Source organism: Cupriavidus sp. UGS-1, from assembly GCF_021213615.1.
Classification (GTDB): domain Bacteria; phylum Pseudomonadota; class Gammaproteobacteria; order Burkholderiales; family Burkholderiaceae; genus Cupriavidus.
Genome location: NZ_JAJQJF010000002.1, coordinates 101,018 through 118,847, shown reverse-complemented (window position 1 = coordinate 118,847; position 17,830 = coordinate 101,018). Strand labels below are relative to the sequence as shown.

The 17,830-nt window shown below is 67.6% G+C and carries 16 protein-coding genes; 15 read left to right on the top strand and 1 reads right to left on the bottom strand.

The features are described 5' to 3' along the window. The first annotated feature begins 3 nt into the window (after positions 1–3). The 7 genes from lapB (at position 4) to cysM (ending at position 7,937) form a co-directional block, all read left to right on the top strand. Positions 4–1,251 carry a lipopolysaccharide assembly protein LapB gene (lapB, locus tag LRR16_RS03150; protein ID WP_064572949.1) on the top strand — a complete coding sequence of 416 codons (1,248 nt, stop codon included), beginning with the start codon at positions 4–6 and terminating at the stop codon, positions 1,249–1,251. Between the two features lie 44 nt (positions 1,252–1,295). Next, a complete protein-coding gene (locus LRR16_RS03145) occupies positions 1,296–2,669 on the top strand; it encodes a UDP-glucose/GDP-mannose dehydrogenase family protein (RefSeq protein WP_006577906.1) in 1,374 nt (457 codons plus the stop codon). Positions 2,670–2,720: 51 nt separating this feature from the next. Then, positions 2,721–3,671, top strand: coding sequence for a D-glycero-beta-D-manno-heptose-7-phosphate kinase (gene rfaE1, locus LRR16_RS03140; RefSeq protein ID WP_006577905.1), 951 nt, complete (start codon positions 2,721–2,723; stop codon positions 3,669–3,671). A gap of 26 nt (positions 3,672–3,697) precedes the next feature. Beyond that, a complete protein-coding gene (gene rfaD, locus LRR16_RS03135; RefSeq protein ID WP_232204779.1) occupies positions 3,698–4,693 on the top strand; it encodes an ADP-glyceromanno-heptose 6-epimerase in 996 nt (331 codons plus the stop codon). Positions 4,694–4,900: 207 nt separating this feature from the next. Next, positions 4,901–5,284 carry a helix-hairpin-helix domain-containing protein gene (locus LRR16_RS03130; RefSeq protein ID WP_232204778.1) on the top strand — a complete coding sequence of 128 codons (384 nt, stop codon included), beginning with the start codon at positions 4,901–4,903 and terminating at the stop codon, positions 5,282–5,284. Between the two features lie 352 nt (positions 5,285–5,636). Beyond that, entirely contained in the window at positions 5,637–6,935 is a 1,299-nt protein-coding gene (locus LRR16_RS03125) for a solute carrier family 23 protein (RefSeq protein ID WP_064572955.1), read from the top strand. Between the two features lie 99 nt (positions 6,936–7,034). After that, positions 7,035–7,937, top strand: coding sequence for a cysteine synthase CysM (cysM, locus tag LRR16_RS03120; protein ID WP_006577901.1), 903 nt, complete (start codon positions 7,035–7,037; stop codon positions 7,935–7,937). 67 nt (positions 7,938–8,004) lie between these two features. On the opposite strand, the gene mltB is transcribed toward cysM, so the two are convergent. Further along, on the bottom strand, positions 8,005–9,117 hold the full coding sequence (mltB, locus tag LRR16_RS03115; RefSeq protein WP_232204777.1) for a lytic murein transglycosylase B: 1,113 nt from the start codon (positions 9,115–9,117) through the stop codon (positions 8,005–8,007). Positions 9,118–9,317: 200 nt separating this feature from the next. Between mltB and LRR16_RS03110 the strand changes: the two genes are divergently transcribed. From LRR16_RS03110 to LRR16_RS03075, 8 genes are all read left to right on the top strand, one after another. Further along, positions 9,318–10,241, top strand: coding sequence for a histone deacetylase family protein (locus LRR16_RS03110; protein WP_232204776.1), 924 nt, complete (start codon positions 9,318–9,320; stop codon positions 10,239–10,241). 58 nt (positions 10,242–10,299) lie between these two features. Continuing rightward, positions 10,300–11,106: an enoyl-CoA hydratase gene (locus tag LRR16_RS03105; RefSeq protein ID WP_232204775.1), complete on the top strand. Its 807-nt coding sequence runs from the start codon at positions 10,300–10,302 to the stop codon at positions 11,104–11,106. Between the two features lie 178 nt (positions 11,107–11,284). After that, positions 11,285–12,319, top strand: a complete 1,035-nt coding sequence (locus LRR16_RS03100) for a methionine ABC transporter ATP-binding protein (protein WP_232204774.1) — start codon at positions 11,285–11,287, stop codon at positions 12,317–12,319. Further along, entirely contained in the window at positions 12,309–12,962 is a 654-nt protein-coding gene (locus LRR16_RS03095; RefSeq protein ID WP_006577896.1) for a methionine ABC transporter permease, read from the top strand. Before LRR16_RS03100 ends, LRR16_RS03095 begins: the two co-directional genes overlap by 11 nt. A 95-nt stretch (positions 12,963–13,057) precedes the next feature. After that, entirely contained in the window at positions 13,058–13,855 is a 798-nt protein-coding gene (locus tag LRR16_RS03090; protein ID WP_023264942.1) for a MetQ/NlpA family ABC transporter substrate-binding protein, read from the top strand. 235 nt (positions 13,856–14,090) lie between these two features. After that, positions 14,091–14,840 carry an electron transfer flavoprotein subunit beta/FixA family protein gene (locus LRR16_RS03085; protein WP_232204773.1) on the top strand — a complete coding sequence of 250 codons (750 nt, stop codon included), beginning with the start codon at positions 14,091–14,093 and terminating at the stop codon, positions 14,838–14,840. 20 nt (positions 14,841–14,860) lie between these two features. Next, positions 14,861–15,796: an electron transfer flavoprotein subunit alpha/FixB family protein gene (locus LRR16_RS03080; RefSeq protein WP_232204772.1), complete on the top strand. Its 936-nt coding sequence runs from the start codon at positions 14,861–14,863 to the stop codon at positions 15,794–15,796. Between the two features lie 192 nt (positions 15,797–15,988). Beyond that, a complete protein-coding gene (locus tag LRR16_RS03075; protein ID WP_232204771.1) occupies positions 15,989–17,773 on the top strand; it encodes an acyl-CoA dehydrogenase in 1,785 nt (594 codons plus the stop codon). The last annotated feature ends 57 nt before the right edge of the window (positions 17,774–17,830 follow it).

Below are 17,830 nucleotides of genomic sequence, written 5' to 3'. Positions count from 1 at the left end.
GCAATGAATTTTGAAACCTGGTGGCTGCTCGCCCTTCCGCTCGTATTCGGGCTCGGCTGGATGGCGGCCCGCCTCGACCTGCGGCAGGCGATCAGCGAGCAGGGCGCCTTGCCGCGCTCGTATTTCAAGGGCCTGAACTTCCTGCTCAACGAGCAGCCGGACAAGGCCATCGACGCCTTCATCGAGGTCGCGCGGCTCGATCCGGAAACCACCGAGCTGCACTTCGCGCTGGGCGCGCTGTTCCGGCGCCGCGGCGAGACCGAACGCGCGATCCGCGTGCACCAGAACCTGGCCACGCGTCCCGATCTGCCCGACACCGAGCGCGAGCATGCGCTGTACGAACTGGGACAGGACTATCTGCGCGCGGGCCTGCTCGATCGCGCCGAGGACGCGCTGCGTGCGCTGATGTCCGGCCCGTATGCGGCCTCGGCCAAGCGCGTGCTGCTGGAGCTGTACGAGGTCGAGAAGGAATGGCGCAAGGCAATCGACGCCGCGCGCGAGCTGCAGAGCGCGACGCAGCAGGATTACAGCGTGCAGATTGCGCAGTTCTGCTGCGAGCTGGCGCAGGACGCGCTGCAGCGCAAGCAGCCCGACGAGGCGATCGGCTGGCTCGAGCAGGCATTGCGCGAAAATCCGAAGAACGTGCGCGCGCCGATCCTGCTTGGCGATGTCGCGATGGCGTCCGGCGATCTTGGCGCGGCGCTGGGTCACTGGCTCGGCATCGAACGCCAGGACGCCAGCTATCTGCCGCTGGTCGCCGATCGCGTGGTCAAGGCGTATCGCGAGCTGGGCGAACAGGGCAAGGCGCTCGAATGGCTGCGCGGCCTGCTGAAGACGGGTCTTGCGGCCGAGCTGCTCGACACTGCCTATCGCACCGAACTCGAACTCGAGGGTCCGGCCGCCGCGGCCGCGCTGATGCGCGAGCAGCTGCGCCGCCAGCCGTCGCTGCAGGCGCTGACGCGCTACTTCGATGCGCGCGCCGCGCTGGCCGCGCCGGCGCCGGCGACCGCCGACGTCGCCGAAGGCAATGGCGCGCCCGCCGCGAATGGGGCTGCCGCCGACGTGACGCCCGCCGACGCGGCCGCGCAGGAAGACGCCGCGATCCGCGACCTGCTGCAACTGCGCACCCGCAATCTGGCGCGCTACACCTGCCGCGAGTGCGGCTTCCGCGCGCGCCTGTTCTACTGGCAGTGCCCCGGCTGCAACCGCTGGGAATCCTACGCGCCGCGGCGCACCGAAGCGCTCGGCTGAGTCCGCGTCCAGCCTGATCCGCCCCGTCTCACGGAGTCGTCCTCATGAAAGTCACCATCATCGGCAGCGGTTATGTCGGCCTGGTCACCGGCGCCTGCCTGGCCGAGCTCGGCAACGATGTGTTCTGCCTCGACGTCGATGAAGAAAAGATCGCGCTGCTCAACGATGGCGGCGTGCCGATCTACGAGCCCGGCCTGAAGGACCTGATCCAGCGCAACCGCGAGGCCGGGCGGCTGGTGTTCTCCACCGACGTCGCGGCCGCGGTCGACCATGCCGACGTGCAGTTCATCGCCGTTGGCACGCCGCCGGACGAGGACGGTTCGGCCGACCTGCAGTATGTGCTGGCGGCCGCCCGCAATATCGGCCGGCATATGACCGGCTTCAAGATCGTGGTCGACAAGTCGACCGTGCCGGTCGGTACCGGCGACCGCGTCGCGGCGGTGATCCGCGAGGAGCTCGCAGCGCGCGGGCTCGAGGACCTGCAGTTCTCGGTGGTCTCCAATCCCGAATTCCTGAAGGAAGGCGCCGCGGTCGAGGACTTCATGCGGCCCGACCGCATCGTGCTCGGCTGCAACAACGACGCCGCCGGCCGCCATGCCAAGGCCATCATGCGGGCGCTGTACGCGCCGTTCAACCGCAACCACGAGCGCACCTTCTACATGGACGTGCGCTCGGCCGAGTTCACCAAGTACGCGGCCAACTCGATGCTGGCGACGCGCATCTCGTTCATGAACGAGCTGGCCAACCTGGCCGACGAGGTCGGCGCCGATATCGAGCTGGTGCGCCTGGGAATCGGCTCCGATCCGCGGATAGGCTACAGTTTCCTCTATGCCGGCGCGGGCTACGGCGGCTCGTGCTTTCCGAAGGACGTGCAGGCGCTGATGCGCACCGCCGCCGCGAGCGGCAAGGCGATGCGGGTGCTGGAGGCCGTCGAGGCGGTCAACGAGGCGCAGAAGCGCGTGCTCGGCGACAAGGTCGTGCGGCGCTTCGGCGAGGACCTGAGCGGGCGCACCTTCGCGATCTGGGGCCTGGCGTTCAAGCCCAATACCGACGACATGCGCGAGGCGCCGTCGCGCGTGCTGGCGCGCGAGCTGGTCTCGCGCGGCGCGTCGCTGCGGGTGCACGACCCGGTCGCGATGCAGGAAGCGCGGCGCGCGCTGGCGCAGGACCTGGCCGGCATCGAAGGCGGCTTCGCGCGCGTGACGTTCTGCGACGCGCAGATGGAGACGCTGGACGGCGCCGACGCGCTGGCCATCGTCACCGAATGGAAGGTGTTCCGCAGCCCGGACTTCGCGCAGATCCGGCGCCGCCTGAAGACGCCGGTCGTGTTCGACGGGCGCAATCTGTATGAGCCGGCCGCGATGCAGGAGGCCGGTATCGAATATCACGCGATCGGCCGGCCCGCGGCGGCGGCCTGACGCAACATGCCGGTGCGGCCGCCGGGCGGCGCGCCGGCCAAAAGGAAGCTCATGAACAGGAACCCGATCTCTCGCGAACAGATCCAGCAATCGCGCATCCTGGTGGTGGGCGACATGATGCTGGACCGCTACTGGTTCGGCGATGTCGAACGGATCTCGCCGGAGGCCCCGGTCCCGGTGGTCCAGGTCAAGCGCAGCGAGGAGCGCCTGGGCGGCGCCGCCAATGTGGCGCGCAACGCCGCCGCGCTGGGCGCGTCGGTCGGCATGCTGGGAGTGGTCGGCGACGACGAACCCGGCAGCATGCTGGAGAACCTGCTGACTGCCGAACACGTGCAGCCGTTTCTCCACCGCGACCGCAGCGTCAACACGACGATCAAGCTGCGCGTGGTCGCGCACCAGCAGCAGCTGCTGCGCGTCGACTTCGAGAACCCGCCGGCGCACGAGGTGCTGCTGTCGGTGCAGGACCGTTTCCAGGCGCTGATCGGCGACTACCAGGTGCTGGTGCTGTCCGACTACGGCAAGGGCGGGCTGACCCATGTCGCGCGCATGGTCGAAGGCGGACGCGCCGCCGGGAAGATGGTGCTGGTCGACCCGAAGGGCGACGACTATTCGCGCTATCGCGGCGCCACGCTGATCACGCCGAACCGCGCGGAGATGCGCCACGTGGTGGGTGCCTGGAAGACCGAGGCCGACCTGACCATCCGCGCGCAGAACCTGCGCCGCGCGCTGCAGCTCGAAGCGCTGCTGCTGACGCGCTCCGAGGAAGGCATGACGCTGTACACGGAGGCCGAAGTGCTGCACGTCTCCGCGCAGGCGCGCGAGGTCTACGACGTGTCGGGCGCCGGCGATACCGTGATCGCGACGCTGGCCACGATGCTCGGCGCCGGCATTCCGCTGAAGGAAGCGGTGCAGCATGCCAACCGCGCCGGCGGCATCGTCGTCGGCAAGCTGGGCACGGCCGTGGTCAGCTACCCCGAACTGTTCGGCGCGGCGCAAGGCTGACGCCCCTTATCACTGCTGGATTCACCATGACCATCATCGTCACCGGCGCCGCCGGTTTCGTCGGCAGCAACCTCGTCAAGGGGCTGAACGAGCGCGGCGAGAACAACGTCATCGCGGTCGACAACCTGACCCGCGCCGACAAGTTCCACAACCTGGTCGATTGCGAGATCGCCGACTACCTGGACAAGACCGACTTCCTGGACCGCTTCGCGCGCGGCGAATTCGGCAAGGTCCGCGCGATCTTTCATGAAGGCGCCTGTTCGGACACGATGGAGACCGACGGCCGCTACATGATGGAGAACAACTACCGCTACACCAAGGCGCTGATGGAAGCGTGCCTGGAGCAGGGCGTGCAGTTTCTCTATGCGTCGTCGGCCGCCACCTACGGCGCCTCGCAGACGTTCAAGGAAGACCGCGAATACGAGAAGCCGCTGAACGTCTACGGCTACTCGAAGTTCCTGTTCGACCAGCTTGTGCGGCGCACGCTGCCGAACGCCCATTCGCAGATCGTCGGCTTTCGCTACTTCAACGTCTACGGCCCGCGCGAGGCGCACAAGGGCCGCATGGCATCGGTGGCCTTCCACAACTTCAACCAGTTCCGCGCGGACGGCACCGTCAAGCTGTTCGGCGAATACGGAGGCTATGGCCCGGGCGGCCACAGCCGCGACTTCGTCTCGGTCGAGGACGTGGTCAAGGTCAACCTGTTCTTCCTGGACCATCCCGAGAAGTCTGGCATCTTCAATCTCGGCACCGGGCGCGCGCAGCCGTTCAACGACATCGCCACCACCGTGGTCAACACGCTGCGCGGCGCGGAAGGCAAGCCGCCGCTGACGCTGGAGGAGATGGAGCAGGAAGGGCTGATCGAATACATCAAGTTCCCCGATGCGCTGCGCGGCAAGTACCAGTGCTTCACGCAGTCCGATGTCTCGCGCCTGCGCGGCGCCGGCTATACCGCGCCGTTCTATACGGTCGAGGAAGGCGTGGCGCGTTATTGCCGCTGGCTGCTCGAGAGCGGCGGCTGAAGACTCAGCCGCCGCTCTCCGACTGTCGTTTCGCCGCAAACCGGCGCCGGGCTTTCCGCGCAAACCGCGTCAACATTTGTTGCGCGGCGCGCCGCCCCCCTTCCTGGCTCTTATGCTCGGCCTACCCCGTCGCGACGACGGGGCGGCATGCCCGCCCGGGCATCGCCAACGAAGCCGAACTCCGGTCACCGGAGAAGGAGCCTGTTCATGATCAAGCAAACCTTGCTGGCGCTGGCGTGCTGCCTGGGCATGTCGATGGCGCTGGCCGGCAGCGCACTGGCCGCTGTCGACGTCAACAGTGCCGACGAGGCGGCGCTGACCACGGTCAAGGGAATCGGACCCGCGATGGCGCGCCGGATCGTCGAGGAACGCGGCAAGCAGGGCGCGTTCAAGGACGCCACCGACCTGGCCGATCGGGTCAAGGGTCTGGGGCCAAAGTCGGTCGTGCGTCTGCAGGGCGAGGGGCTGAACATCGGCAAGGGCGGGGCGCCGGCCGCAGCCAGGAGCGGCAAGCCGGGCGCCGCCACGCCAACGGCGGCGGTCGCGCCGGCCGGCAAGGGTTCGGGCAAGACCGCCAGGACCGCACACTGAGCGGCACGGCGCCTGCCGCCCGTCCTTGCTCCCGTTCTTTGCTGCCGTTCTTGCTGCCGTTCTTGCTGCCGACCTGTGCTGGTACGGCTCGTGCTAACGCCTGAGCGGCACCGCGATGTCGCAGCGCCGCCAATCGGATGCCGTGGCGCTTCGCAGGCCCAAGGCCACAGAGTATGATGCGGGCGCTGCGGCAGGGCGCCTCCTTCGTCTCTCCAGCCGGATCTCTCCAACGGGGAGCGAAGCGGGCCGGCGGCGCCCCCGCGGACCACGACACACCACAACACATCCAACACATCACCGGGAACGGCCGGGCGCGGCGCGCCGGCGGCCACCTCGGAACGGGAGCTCAACGATGGCGAATGGCGACGAGGCGGGATTCCTGCCGCGCTGGACACTGAAGACCGAGGGCGTGATCGCGCCCGATGAACGGCTGCCCGCGGGGCAGACCGTGCTGGCCGGCATCCAGCACGTGGTGGCGATGTTCGGCTCGACCGCGATCGCGCCGATCCTGATGGGCTTCAATCCCAATATCGCGATCCTGTTCTCGGGCATCGGCACGCTGATCTTCTTCCTGTGCGTACGCGGCCGCGTGCCGAGCTACCTCGGTTCGAGCTTCGCCTTCATCGCGGTCGTGATCGCCGCCACCGGCTATGCCGGCAGCGGCCCCAATCCGAACATTCCGCTGGCGCTGGGCGGCATCATCGCCGCCGGCCTGCTTTATACCGTGATCGGCCTGGTGGTGCAGGCCGCCGGCTATGGCTGGGTCGAGCGGCTGATGCCGCCGGTGGTGACCGGCGCCATCGTCGCCGCGATCGGGCTGAATCTGGCGCCGGTCGCGGTCAAGGCGGTCAGCGCCGCCGCGCTCGATACCTGGATCGGCCTGCTGACCGTGGTCGCGGTCGGGTTAGTCGCGGTGCGCGCGCCGGGCATGATCGGCCGGCTGCCGGTGCTGATCGGCGGGCTGATCGGCTATCTGGCCTACTGGGTCTGCGCCAATGCGTTCGGCCTGGGCAAGCCGATCGACTTCTCGGGCGTCGCCAGCGCCAGCTGGTTCGGCCTGCCGGCCTTTACCACGCCGGTGTTCGAACTGAACGCGATGCTGCTGATCGCGCCGGTGGCGATCGTGCTGGTCGCGGAGAACCTGGGCCATATCAAGGCGATCGGCGTGATGACCGGCCGCAACCTGGACCCGTATATCGGCCGCGCCTTTATCGGCGATGGCGTCGCCACGATGCTGTCGGCCGCTGGCGGCGGTACCGGCGTGACGACCTATGCCGAGAACATGGGCGTGATGGCAGTGACGCGCATCTATTCGACGCTGATCTTCGTGGTCGCCGCGCTGGTGGCGATCCTGCTGGGCTTCTCGCCCAAGTTCGGTGCGCTGATCCTGACGATTCCCGGTCCGGTGATCGGCGGCCTGACCATCGTCGTATTCGGCCTGATCGCGGCCACCGCGGGCCGGATCTGGGTCGAGAACCGCGTGGACTTCTCCGATTCGCGCAACCTGATCACCGTCGGCGCCACGCTGACGGTTGCGGCCGGCGACCTGACGCTGCGTTTCGGCGGCATGACGCTGGGCGGCATCGGTACCGCCACCTTCGGCGCGATCCTGCTGTACCACCTGCTCGGCAAGGGCCGCACGCGCGCCTGATGAGCCGGGGCGGGGCATGCGAATGCTGCCCCGCCGCGCTGGCGGCAGGGTCATGACACCTGCATTACAATGGGCGCCGACATTTGGACTCGCCCCATCATGGCCTACAAGACGATCGAAGACACCATCGGCAATACGCCGCTGGTGCAATTGCAGCGTATTCCCGGAGCCGCCAACGCCGAGCGTGGCAATGTGATTCTGGGCAAGCTCGAAGGCAACAATCCCGCCGGCTCCGTCAAGGACCGGCCCGCGCTGTCGATGATCGCGCGTGCCGAGGCGCGCGGCCGTATCAAGCCTGGCGACACGCTGATCGAGGCGACCTCCGGCAATACCGGCATCGCGCTGGCGATGGCCGCCGCGATCCGCGGCTACAAGATGGTGCTGATCATGCCGGAGGACCTGAGCATGGAGCGCCGCCAGAGCATGGCGGCGTACGGCGCCGAGATCATCCTGACCCCGGTCAAGGGCGGCATGGAATACGCGCGCGATCTGGCCGATTCGATGGAGCGCGACGGCAAGGGCATCATCCTGGACCAGTTCGCCAATCCCGATAATCCGCAGTCCCACTACGAGACCACCGGTCCCGAAATCTGGCGCGACACCGACGGCCGCGTCACGCATTTCGTCTCGGCAATGGGCACCACCGGCACCATCACCGGGGTGTCGCGCTATCTGAAGGAACAGAACCCGGCGATCCAGATCGTCGGCGCGCAACCGGCCGAAGGCTCGCGCATTCCGGGCATCCGCAAATGGCCGGAAGCCTATATGCCGAAGATCTACGATCCGCGCCATATCGACCGCACCGAGCCGGTCAGCCAGGCCGATGCCGAGCATATGGCCCGTCGCATGGCGCGCGAGGAAGGCATCTTCTGCGGGATCTCGGCCGCCGGCGCGCTGTGCGTGGCGCTGCGAATCGCCGAGGAAGTCCGCGATGCGACCATCGTGTTCGTCGTCTGCGATCGCGGCGACCGCTACCTGTCGACCGGCATCTTCCCCGCCTGATTCAGCGTCGACCAGGGCCGGCGCCGTCCGCCAACAGCGGGACATGCGCCGGCCGGACCATCGGTCCTTACACCATCGCGGCCTTGACCGCCTCGCCCAGCTGATAGACCGCCAGCGCGTAGAAGAAGCTGCGGTTGTAGCGCGTCAGCACATAGAAATTGCGCAGCCCAAGCATGTAGTCGGTCGGCGCATCGGGCGTCGGCAGGTCTACCACCAGCACGCCGGTCTCGCCTTCGCGCGCCAAGTCGATCGGCTCGTCCAGCCGCAGCCCGGCGCGCGTCAGCTGATTCAGCGTGCGCGTCGGCCACGGTTCGCCGTCCGCCGCGGCCGCCGCGATGCCGCGGCTGCCTTCGTCCTGTGCCAGCCGCCACACCACCGGCCGTCCGGGCTCCCATCCGTGCAGTTGCAGAAAGCGGCCGACGCTGCCGATCGCGTCGACCGGGCTGTTGCGCAGGTCGACATGGCCGTCGCGGTCGAAGTCGGTCGCGTATTCGCGCAGGCTGGTCGGCATGAACTGCGGAATGCCGATCGCGCCCGCGTACGAGCCGAGCACCGAGAACACGTCGGTGCGGGTATCGCGGCACCACAGCAGGTAGTCTTGCAGCTGCGCGCGGAACATGGCCGAGCGGCTGGCGCGGTTTGGCGTATCGGGATAGTCGAAGGCCAGCGTCGACAGCGAATCCAGCACGCGGAAGGTGCCCATGTCGCGTCCGTAGATCGTCTCGACGCCGATGATGCCGACGATCACCGAGGCCGGCACGCCGAACTCGCTTTCCGCGCGGCGCAGCGTGTCGCGATGCTGCTGCCAGAAGCGCACGCCGGCGTTGATGCGGATCGGTTCGATGAAGCGTGAGCGGTAGGCACGCCAGCTTTTTCGGCCCGGCGTGGCCGGCGGCATGATCAGCCGCGCCACCGTGGCCGAGTAGACGGCCTGTCCGAACCAGTCGTTCAGGGTCGCGCGGGAGAACCCGTGCTGCGCGACCATCTCGTCGATAAAGGCGGCCGCTTGCGGGTTGCTGCCGTTGCGATAGCGGCCGGGATCGATTTCTTCTTCCTGGAAGCTGGCGCGGCGCTTGCCGGCCGCCAGCAGCGAGGGGGTGGCGCCGCACAGGCCAAGCGCCACGGAGCAGAGCGCGGCGCCCAGCAGCGGGCGGCGCAGGTTACGCGTGTGTTCGGTCATGGTGTCCTTTGCAAGTCGGACCGAGTATAGCGGACGCCTCCGACGCAAAACATCACGGCACGATACGACCCGGCGACGAAGGCGGCAGCCGCATTGCCCGGCCATCCGCTGTGCTAACGTACGGGGATGGAGACAGCGGCGCACCCGGCAGGGTGTCCGCCACGCGCCCAACAACGCCTCGATAAACGCGCTGACATCCCATGCCGACCGGCTACTACACGCATCCCGAATTCCTGCTGCACGAGATGGGGCACTTCCATCCCGAGTGCCCGGAACGCCTGACCGCCATCGAAGACCATCTGATCTCGCACGGCATCGACGGCCTGCTGGACCGCCGCGAGGCGCCGGCCGCCAGCCGCGAGCAGATCGAGCGCGTGCACCTGCCCGGCTATGTCGACGGGCTGCAGGAAGCGAGCCCCGCCAGCGGCTACCATGCGATCGATCCCGATACCGCGATGAACGCGCATACGCTGGCCGCGGCCACGCATGCGGCGGGCGCCGCGGTGGCCGCCACCGATGCGGTGATCGCCGGCGAGCTCGAGAACGCCTTCTGCTGCGTGCGCCCGCCCGGCCACCACGCCGAGCCCGATCGCGCGATGGGCTTCTGCTTCTACAACAACGTCGCGATCGCGGCCCGCCATGCGCTCGACGCCCACGGGCTCGAACGCGTGGCGATCATCGACTTCGACGTGCATCACGGCAACGGCACCGAGGCCGCCTTCCGTGGCGACGAACGCGTGCTGATGTGCAGCTTCTTCCAGCATCCGTTCTATCCGTACAGCGGCACCGAGCACGTGGCCAACAACATGGCCAATATTCCGCTGCCGGCCTATACCAACGGCATGGCGGTGCGCGAGGTCGTCGAGACGATCTGGATGCCGCGGCTGCAGGCGTTCCGTCCGCAGATGCTGTTCATCTCGGCGGGCTTCGACGCGCATCGCGAGGACGACCTCGGCCAGATGGGGCTGGTCGAGCAGGACTACGCCTGGATCACGGCCGAGCTGATGACGCTGGCGCGGCAGCACGCGCAGGGGCGCATCGTCAGTTGCCTCGAAGGCGGCTACAACCTCAGCGCGCTGGGCCGCAGCGTGCTGGCGCATCTGAAGGTGCTGCTGGAGAAATAGGCTGCGACCGGCGCCACCGCGGCACGACAACGTCAGATCAGCAAACCAGGAGACCATCATGGCCGAATCGGAACACGCACAAGCCGCCGGGGCGCTGCTGATGCAAAGCGAGGATGCCCCGGGCGTGCTGCGCCTGACGCTGCAACGTCCCGACGCCTTCAACGCGCTGTCCGAGGCGCTGATCGACGCGGTGACCGAGGCGCTGACCCGCATCGCCGCCGATCCCGCGGTGCGGGTCGTGGTGCTGGCCGGCGCGGGCCGCGCCTTCTGCGCCGGACACGATCTGCGCGAGATGCGCGCGCAGCCGTCGCACGATTACTACCGGCGGCTGTTCGACCGCTGCACGCGCATGATGCTGGCGATCCAGCGCATGCCGCAGCCGGTGATCGCGCGCGTGCACGGCATCGCCACCGCGGCCGGCTGCCAGCTGGTGGCGATGTGCGACCTGGCGGTCGCGGCGGACGACGCGCGCTTCGCGGTGTCGGGCGTCAACCTCGGGCTGTTCTGCTCGACCCCCGGCGTGGCGCTGTCGCGCAACCTGCATCGCAAGCACGCGATGGAGATGTTGCTGACCGGCGAGATGATCGGCGCCCGCGAGGCGCAGGCGCGCGGCCTGGTCAACCGTGTGGTGCCGGCCGCCGAACTGGACGGCGAGGTGGCGAAGCTGGCCGCCAGCATCTGCGCGAAGCCCGCGGCGGCGATCGCGGCGGGCAAGGGCCTGTTCTACCGCCAGCTCGAAATGGGCGTGGAGGCGGCCTATCAGCTGGCCGGGCAGACCATGGCGTGCAACATGATGGACGAAGCGGCGCTGGAAGGCGTGCAGGCGTTCATCGACAAGCGGCCGCCGGCCTGGCGCGCGAGTTGACATACCGGCACTTCGGATCGACGCCTTATTCCCTTTTCGTCTAAAGACATCGGCAAAAAGTCGTTTCTGGTAAGAAGCGGATCGCTTAAAATAGCCCGTTACATCCAAAAACGATAAATGCGGCAGCAGCGCTGGAGACCCCGTCCCGGCTGTTGCCGTTTTCTTTTCGCTCTGTCTCATGATCGAACTGCAAGGTCTCTCGCAGCGATTCCCCGGTGCGACCGGGGATGTGCACGCTTTGCGGGATGTCAGCCTGTCCATCGCGGCGGGCGAAGTCTTCGGCATCATCGGCCGCAGCGGCGCCGGCAAGAGTACGCTGGTGCGCGCCATCAATCTGCTGAACCGTCCGACCGACGGCCGCGTGATCGTCGCCGGCCAGGACCTGACCGCGCTCGACGCGTCGGCGCTGCGGCTGGCGCGCCGCGACATCGGCATGATCTTCCAGCATTTCAACCTGCTGTCGTCCCGCACCGTCTATGACAACGTGGCGCTGCCGCTGGAGCTGGCCGGCAAGAACCGCGACGAGATTGCCGCGACGGTACTGCCGCTGCTCGATCTGGTCGGCCTGTCGGCGCTGAAGGACCGCTATCCGGCGCAGATCAGCGGCGGGCAGAAGCAGCGCGTCGGCATTGCGCGCGCGCTGGCCAGCAAGCCCAAGGTGCTGCTGTCGGACGAGGCCACCTCGGCGCTCGATCCGGAAACCACGCGCTCCATCCTCGACCTGCTCAAGCAGATCAACCGCGATCTTGGCCTGACCATCGTGATGATCACGCACCAGATGGAGGTCATCAAACAGGTCTGCGATCGCGTCGCGGTGCTCGACGCCGGCTGCGTCGTCGAGCAGGGCCAGGTCATCGACGTCTTCCTGCGGCCGCAGCATGCGGTCACGCGCGCGATGATCGGCGACGTGATTTCGCAGGAGCTGCCGGCCAGCGTGCTCAAGCGCGTCGAGAGCCGGCTCGGCAACGGGCGCGACCACGTCTACCGGCTCGCCTTCACCGGCGAGGGTGTCGACCAGCCGGTGCTGGCACAGGCGATCCGCCGCTACGGGCTGGACTTCAACATCCTGCACGGGCATATCGACGAGATCCAGGGACAGGCCTTCGGCTCGCTGGCCATCATGGCCACCGGCGAGACCGACAACGTCCGCGCGGCAATGGCATTCCTGCAGCAGCAGGGCGTGGTGGTGGAGGAGTACGAGCATGTGGTCTGAGCTGTTCGACCTGTTTGTGACCTCGCTGGGCGAGACCCTGGTGATGGTCGGCATCTCCGGCGTCATTGGCGCGCTGCTGGGCGTGCCGCTCGGCGTGGTGCTGCACCTGACCGACCGCGGCGGCCCGCTGGCGCATCCGTTGTTCAACCGGCTGATCGGCGTGGTCGTCAACGCCGTGCGCTCGATCCCGTTCATCATCCTGCTGGTGGTGGTGATTCCGTTCACCCGCTTCCTGGCGGGCTCGTCGATCGGTACCGCGGCGGCCGTGGTGCCGCTGACGATCGCCGCGATTCCGTTCATCGCGCGGCTGGTCGAAAGCGCGCTGCGCGAGGTCGACAAGGGCCTGGTCGAGGCGGCGCAGTCGATGGGCGCCAGCACGCGCCAGATCGTCTGGAAGGTGCTGCTGCCCGAGGCGATGCCCGGCATCGTCGCGGGCCTGACCATCACCTTCGTCAGCCTGGTCGGCTATTCCGCGATGGCCGGCGCGATCGGCGGCGGCGGCCTGGGCGACCTCGGCATCCGCTATGGCTACCAGCGCTACATCACCGAGGTGATGGTGGCGGTGGTGCTGATCCTGATCGTGCTGGTGCAGGCCGTGCAGAGCTTCGGCGACTGGCTGGTCCGCCGGATCAGCCATCGTTGAGCGCCATGTCGCACCGGCCGGGATCGTTTCGTTTTCCGTTTCGTTTTTGCTTTACCCCAGACTCAACCCAGAACGCATCGCAAAGGAAGTCAGACATGCAACGTCGTAGCCTGCTGCAATGGATCATCGGCGCCGCGCTCGGCGCCAGCCTCGCCACCGCCGCGGTGGCGCAGGACAAGCCGATCAAGATCGGCGTGACCGGTGGTCCGCACGCCCAGATCATGGAACAGGTCAAGAAGGTCGCCGCCAAGGATGGTCTCAATATCCAGGTCGTCGAGTTCAGCGACTACATCCAGCCGAACGCCGCGCTGGCCGCCGGCGACCTCGACGCCAACAGCTACCAGCACCTGCCGTACCTCGAAGCCCAGATGAAGGACCGCGGCTACAAGTTCGCCAACGTCGGCTACACCGTCACGTTCCCGATGGGCGTCTACTCGAAGAAGATCAAGTCGCTGGACCAGCTCAAGCAGGGCGCCCGCGTCGGCGTGCCCAACGACCCGACCAACGGCGGCCGCGGCCTGCTGCTGCTGCAGAGCAAGGGCGTGATCAAGCTGCGCGCGGACGCCGGCCTGAAGGCCACGCCGCTGGATATCGTCGGCAATCCGAAGAAGCTGCGCATCGTCGAACTGGACGCCGCGCAACTGCCGCGCTCGCTGGACGACCTGGATGCCGCCGCGATCAACGGCAACTACGCGGAATCGGCCGGCCTGTCGCCGACCAAGGACGCGATCGCGATGGAAGGCCCGAAGGGTCCGTACGCCAACCTGATCGCCGTGCGCGAGGCCGACAAGAACAAGCCGTGGGTCGCCAAGCTGATCAAGGCCTATCACTCGCCGGAGATCAAGCAGTACGTCACCACGACCTTCAAGGATTCGGTGATCACGGCCTGGTAAGCCGCGAGCCGGGCGTCACGGCCGGGTATCGAACAAAACCTCGAATCCGGCCGCCGCCTCTGTGCCGCGAAGGGTTTTCTGCGGCACAATACGTGTCGCCAGATCGCTTGCCGGGCTATGCCCGGCAATTCTTTGCCTATAAAATAGTACGGTCGTTCGAAAATTCCGGGCGCCGCCGACCCGGTGGTTATAATGGCGAGCGAACCAAATTTCTGACAATCAGTGGAGTGAGCGCATGAAAGTACTCGTCGCAGTCAAGCGCGTGGTTGACTACAACGTCAAGGTCCGTGTGAAGTCCGATGGCTCGGGCGTCGACCTGGCCAACGTGAAGATGAGCATGAACCCGTTCGACGAGATCGCCGTGGAAGAGGCGGTCCGCTTGAAGGAAGCCGGCGTGGCCAGCGAGGTCGTGGCGGTCTCCTGCGGCGTGGCGCAATGCCAGGAAACGCTGCGTACCGCGATGGCGATCGGCGCCGACCGCGGCATCCTGGTCGAGAGCGGCGAAGACCTGCAGCCGCTGGCGGTGGCCAAGCTGCTGAAGGCGCTGATCGACAAGGAGCAGCCGCAGCTGGTGATCCTGGGCAAGCAGGCGATCGACGACGACTCCAACCAGACCGGCCAGATGGTGGCCGCGCTGGCCGGCCTGCCGCAGGCGACCTTCGCCTCGAAGGTCGTGATCGCCGATGGCAAGGCCTCGGTGACGCGCGAGGTCGACGGCGGCCTCGAAACGCTGTCGGTCAAGCTGCCGGCGGTGGTGACCACCGACCTGCGCCTGAACGAGCCGCGCTACGTCACGCTGCCGAACATCATGAAGGCCAAGAAGAAGCCGCTGGAAACCGTGAAGCCGGAAGACCTGGGCGTCGACGTGGCGCCGCGTCTGCAGACGCTGAAGGTCGTCGAGCCGCCCAAGCGCAGCGCGGGTGTGATGGTGCCGGACGTCGCGACGCTGGTGCAGAAGCTCAAGAACGAAGCCAAGGTCATCTAAGCGCGCCAGGAGATACGAACATGACTGCACTCGTCATTGCTGAACACGACAACCAATCGATCAAGGGCGCGACCCTGAACACCGTGACCGCCGCGGCCCAGTGCGGCGGCGACGTCCATGTGCTGGTGGCGGGCGCCAACGCCCAGGCCGCCGCCGAGGCCGCCGCGAAGATCGCCGGCGTCGCCAAGGTGCTGCTGGCCGATGCGCCGTACTTCGGCGAAGGCCTGGCCGAGAACGTCGCCGAGCAGGTGCTGGCGATCGCCAGCGACTACAGCCACATCCTGGCGCCGGCCACCGCCTACGGCAAGAACGTGCTGCCGCGCGTCGCCGCCAAGCTGGACGTGGCCCAGCTGTCGGACATCACCAAGGTCGACGGCCCGGATACCTTCGAGCGCCCGATCTACGCCGGCAACGCGATCGCCACGGTCAAGTCCTCGGACAAGATCAAGGTGATCACCGTGCGCGGCACCGCCTTCGACCCCGCCGCCGCGGAAGGCGGCTTGGCCTCGGTCGACACCGTGCCCGCCGTGGCCGATGCCGGCATCTCCCAGTTCGTGTCGCGTGAAGTCACCAAGAGCGATCGCCCCGAACTGACCGCCGCCAAGATCATCGTGTCCGGTGGCCGTGGCGTCGGCTCGGGCGAGAACTACACCAAGGTGCTGACGCCGCTGGCCGACAAGCTGGGCGCCGCGCTCGGCGCCTCGCGCGCCGCGGTCGACGCCGGCTTCGTGCCGAACGACTATCAGGTCGGCCAGACCGGCAAGATCGTCGCGCCACAGCTGTACATCGCCGTCGGTATCTCGGGCGCGATCCAGCATCTGGCCGGCATGAAGGACTCCAAGGTGATCGTCGCGATCAACAAGGACGCCGAGGCGCCGATCTTCTCGGTCGCCGACTACGGCCTGGTGGGCGACCTGAACACCGTGGTGCCGGAGCTGGTGGCGGCGCTGGGCTGATTCGGAAGCCGTCCGCGGCGCCGCCCGGTGCCGCGGACGGACGAAGCCACGCAACACAAGAAAAACGAAAAGCCAAGACAAGCCGTTCCGGGCCCGCCCGCGAGCGGCTTTTTTATACGCTGTATCGAACGGCCGCAGCGATCCGCGCGCCCTGCGCGACCTGCGCGACATATTGCGATAACGGAGACATCGATGACCTACCGCGCCCCGCTCAAGGACATGCTGTTCGCGATCAACGAACTGGCCGGGCTGGATGCCATCAGCCAATTGCCTGGCTTCGAGGAAGCGACGGCCGACACCGCGCAGGCGGTGCTCGAGGAAGCGGCCAAGTTCACCGAGCAGGTCGTCGCGCCGCTGAACCGCGCCGGCGACATCGAGCCGAGCCACTGGAAGGACGGCGCGGTCACCACCACGCCGGGCTTTCGCGAGGCCTTCCGCCAGTTCGGCGAGGGCGGCTGGCAGGGCGTGCTGCATCCGCAGGAATTCGGCGGCCAGGGTTTGCCCAAGCTGATCGCCACCGCCTGCAACGAGATGCTGAACTCGGCCAATCTGTCGTTCGCGCTGTGCCCGCTGCTGACCGACGGCGCCATCGAGGCGCTGCTGACCGCCGGCAGCGACGCGCAGCGCCAGGTCTTCCTGCCGAAACTGATCTCGGGCCAGTGGACCGGCACCATGAACCTGACCGAGCCGCAGGCCGGCTCCGACCTCGCCGCGGTGCGCACGCGCGCCGAGCCGCAGGGCGACGGCACCTACAAGCTGTTCGGCACCAAGATCTTCATCACCTACGGCGAGCATGACATGGCGGAGAACATCGTCCATCTCGTGCTGGCGCGGACGCCGAACGCGCCGGAAGGGGTCAAGGGCATCTCGCTGTTCATCGTGCCCAAGTTCCTGGTCAACGAGGATGGCTCGCTGGGCGCGCGCAACGACGTGCACTGCGTCTCGATCGAGCACAAGCTCGGTATCAAGGCCAGCCCGACCGCGGTGCTGCAGTTCGGCGACCACGGCGGCGCGATCGGCACGCTGGTCGGCGAGGAGAACCGCGGCCTCGAGTACATGTTCATCATGATGAATGCGGCCCGCTTCTCGGTCGGCATGCAGGGCATCGCGGTGTCCGAGCGCGCCTATCAGCAGGCCGTGGCCTATGCCCGCGAGCGCGTGCAGAGCCGGCCGGTCGACGGCTCGGCGCGGCAGGCGGTCACGATCATTCATCATCCGGACGTCAAGCGCATGCTGATGACGATGCGCGCGCTGACCGAAGGGGCCCGTGCGCTGGCCTATGTCGGCGCGGCGGCCTGCGATACCGCGCACCAGCATCCCGACGAGGCGGTACGGAGCGAGAACCAGGCGTTCTACGAGTTCCTGGTGCCGGTGATCAAGGGCTGGAGCACCGAGCTGTCGATCGACGTGACCAGCCTCGGCGTGCAGGTCCACGGCGGCATGGGCTTCATCGAGGAGACCGGCGCCGCGCAGCATTATCGCGATGCGCGGATCCTGCCAATCTACGAGGGCACCACCGCGATCCAGGCCAACGATCTGGTCGGCCGCAAGACCGTGCGCGATGGCGGCGCGGTGGCGCGCGCCATCTGCGCACGGATCGCCGAGACCGAGGCCGCGCTGGCCGCGCATGGCGGCGCGCCGTTCGCCGCGATGCAGGCGCAGCTGGCCAAGGGCCGCGCCGCGCTGGAGCAGGCGATCGACTTCATCGTGGCCAATGGCAAGACCGATCCCAACGCGGCGTTTGCCGGCAGCGTGCCGTATCTGAAGCTGTGCGGCATCGTGTTCTCGGGCTGGCAGCTCGGGCGCGCGATGCTGGCCGCCGATGCGCGGCGTGCCGAGGACCCGGCCTTCCACGAGGCCAAGATCGCTACCGCGCATTTCTTCGCCGAGCACGTGCTGTCGCAGGCCGGCGGCATTCGCGATGCCATCGTGTCAGGTGCGCCGGCGGCGCTGGCGTTGACCGAGGCGCAGTTCTGAAGGCGGTGGAGGTGGAAGCAATAAAAAAAGACGGCCGCTTGGCCGTCTTTTTTTAAG

Bases quoted from the DNA above. Each gene is read 5' to 3' on its own strand.
- LRR16_RS03075 (WP_232204771.1), top strand. From the start codon at position 15,989: ATGACCTACCGCGCCCCGCTCAAGGACATGCTGTTCGCGATCAACGAA.
- rfaD (WP_232204779.1), top strand. From the start codon at position 3,698: ATGACCATCATCGTCACCGGCGCCGCCGGTTTCGTCGGCAGCAACCTC.
- mltB (WP_232204777.1), bottom strand. From the start codon at position 9,117: ATGACCGAACACACGCGTAACCTGCGCCGCCCGCTGCTGGGCGCCGCG.
- LRR16_RS03095 (WP_006577896.1), top strand. From the start codon at position 12,309: ATGTGGTCTGAGCTGTTCGACCTGTTTGTGACCTCGCTGGGCGAGACC.
- LRR16_RS03105 (WP_232204775.1), top strand. From the start codon at position 10,300: ATGGCCGAATCGGAACACGCACAAGCCGCCGGGGCGCTGCTGATGCAA.
- LRR16_RS03145 (WP_006577906.1), top strand. From the start codon at position 1,296: ATGAAAGTCACCATCATCGGCAGCGGTTATGTCGGCCTGGTCACCGGC.
- rfaE1 (WP_006577905.1), top strand. From the start codon at position 2,721: ATGAACAGGAACCCGATCTCTCGCGAACAGATCCAGCAATCGCGCATC.
- LRR16_RS03100 (WP_232204774.1), top strand. From the start codon at position 11,285: ATGATCGAACTGCAAGGTCTCTCGCAGCGATTCCCCGGTGCGACCGGG.
- lapB (WP_064572949.1), top strand. From the start codon at position 4: ATGAATTTTGAAACCTGGTGGCTGCTCGCCCTTCCGCTCGTATTCGGG.
- cysM (WP_006577901.1), top strand. From the start codon at position 7,035: ATGGCCTACAAGACGATCGAAGACACCATCGGCAATACGCCGCTGGTG.
- LRR16_RS03130 (WP_232204778.1), top strand. From the start codon at position 4,901: ATGATCAAGCAAACCTTGCTGGCGCTGGCGTGCTGCCTGGGCATGTCG.
- LRR16_RS03110 (WP_232204776.1), top strand. From the start codon at position 9,318: ATGCCGACCGGCTACTACACGCATCCCGAATTCCTGCTGCACGAGATG.
- LRR16_RS03080 (WP_232204772.1), top strand. From the start codon at position 14,861: ATGACTGCACTCGTCATTGCTGAACACGACAACCAATCGATCAAGGGC.
- LRR16_RS03085 (WP_232204773.1), top strand. From the start codon at position 14,091: ATGAAAGTACTCGTCGCAGTCAAGCGCGTGGTTGACTACAACGTCAAG.
- LRR16_RS03125 (WP_064572955.1), top strand. From the start codon at position 5,637: ATGGCGAATGGCGACGAGGCGGGATTCCTGCCGCGCTGGACACTGAAG.
- LRR16_RS03090 (WP_023264942.1), top strand. From the start codon at position 13,058: ATGCAACGTCGTAGCCTGCTGCAATGGATCATCGGCGCCGCGCTCGGC.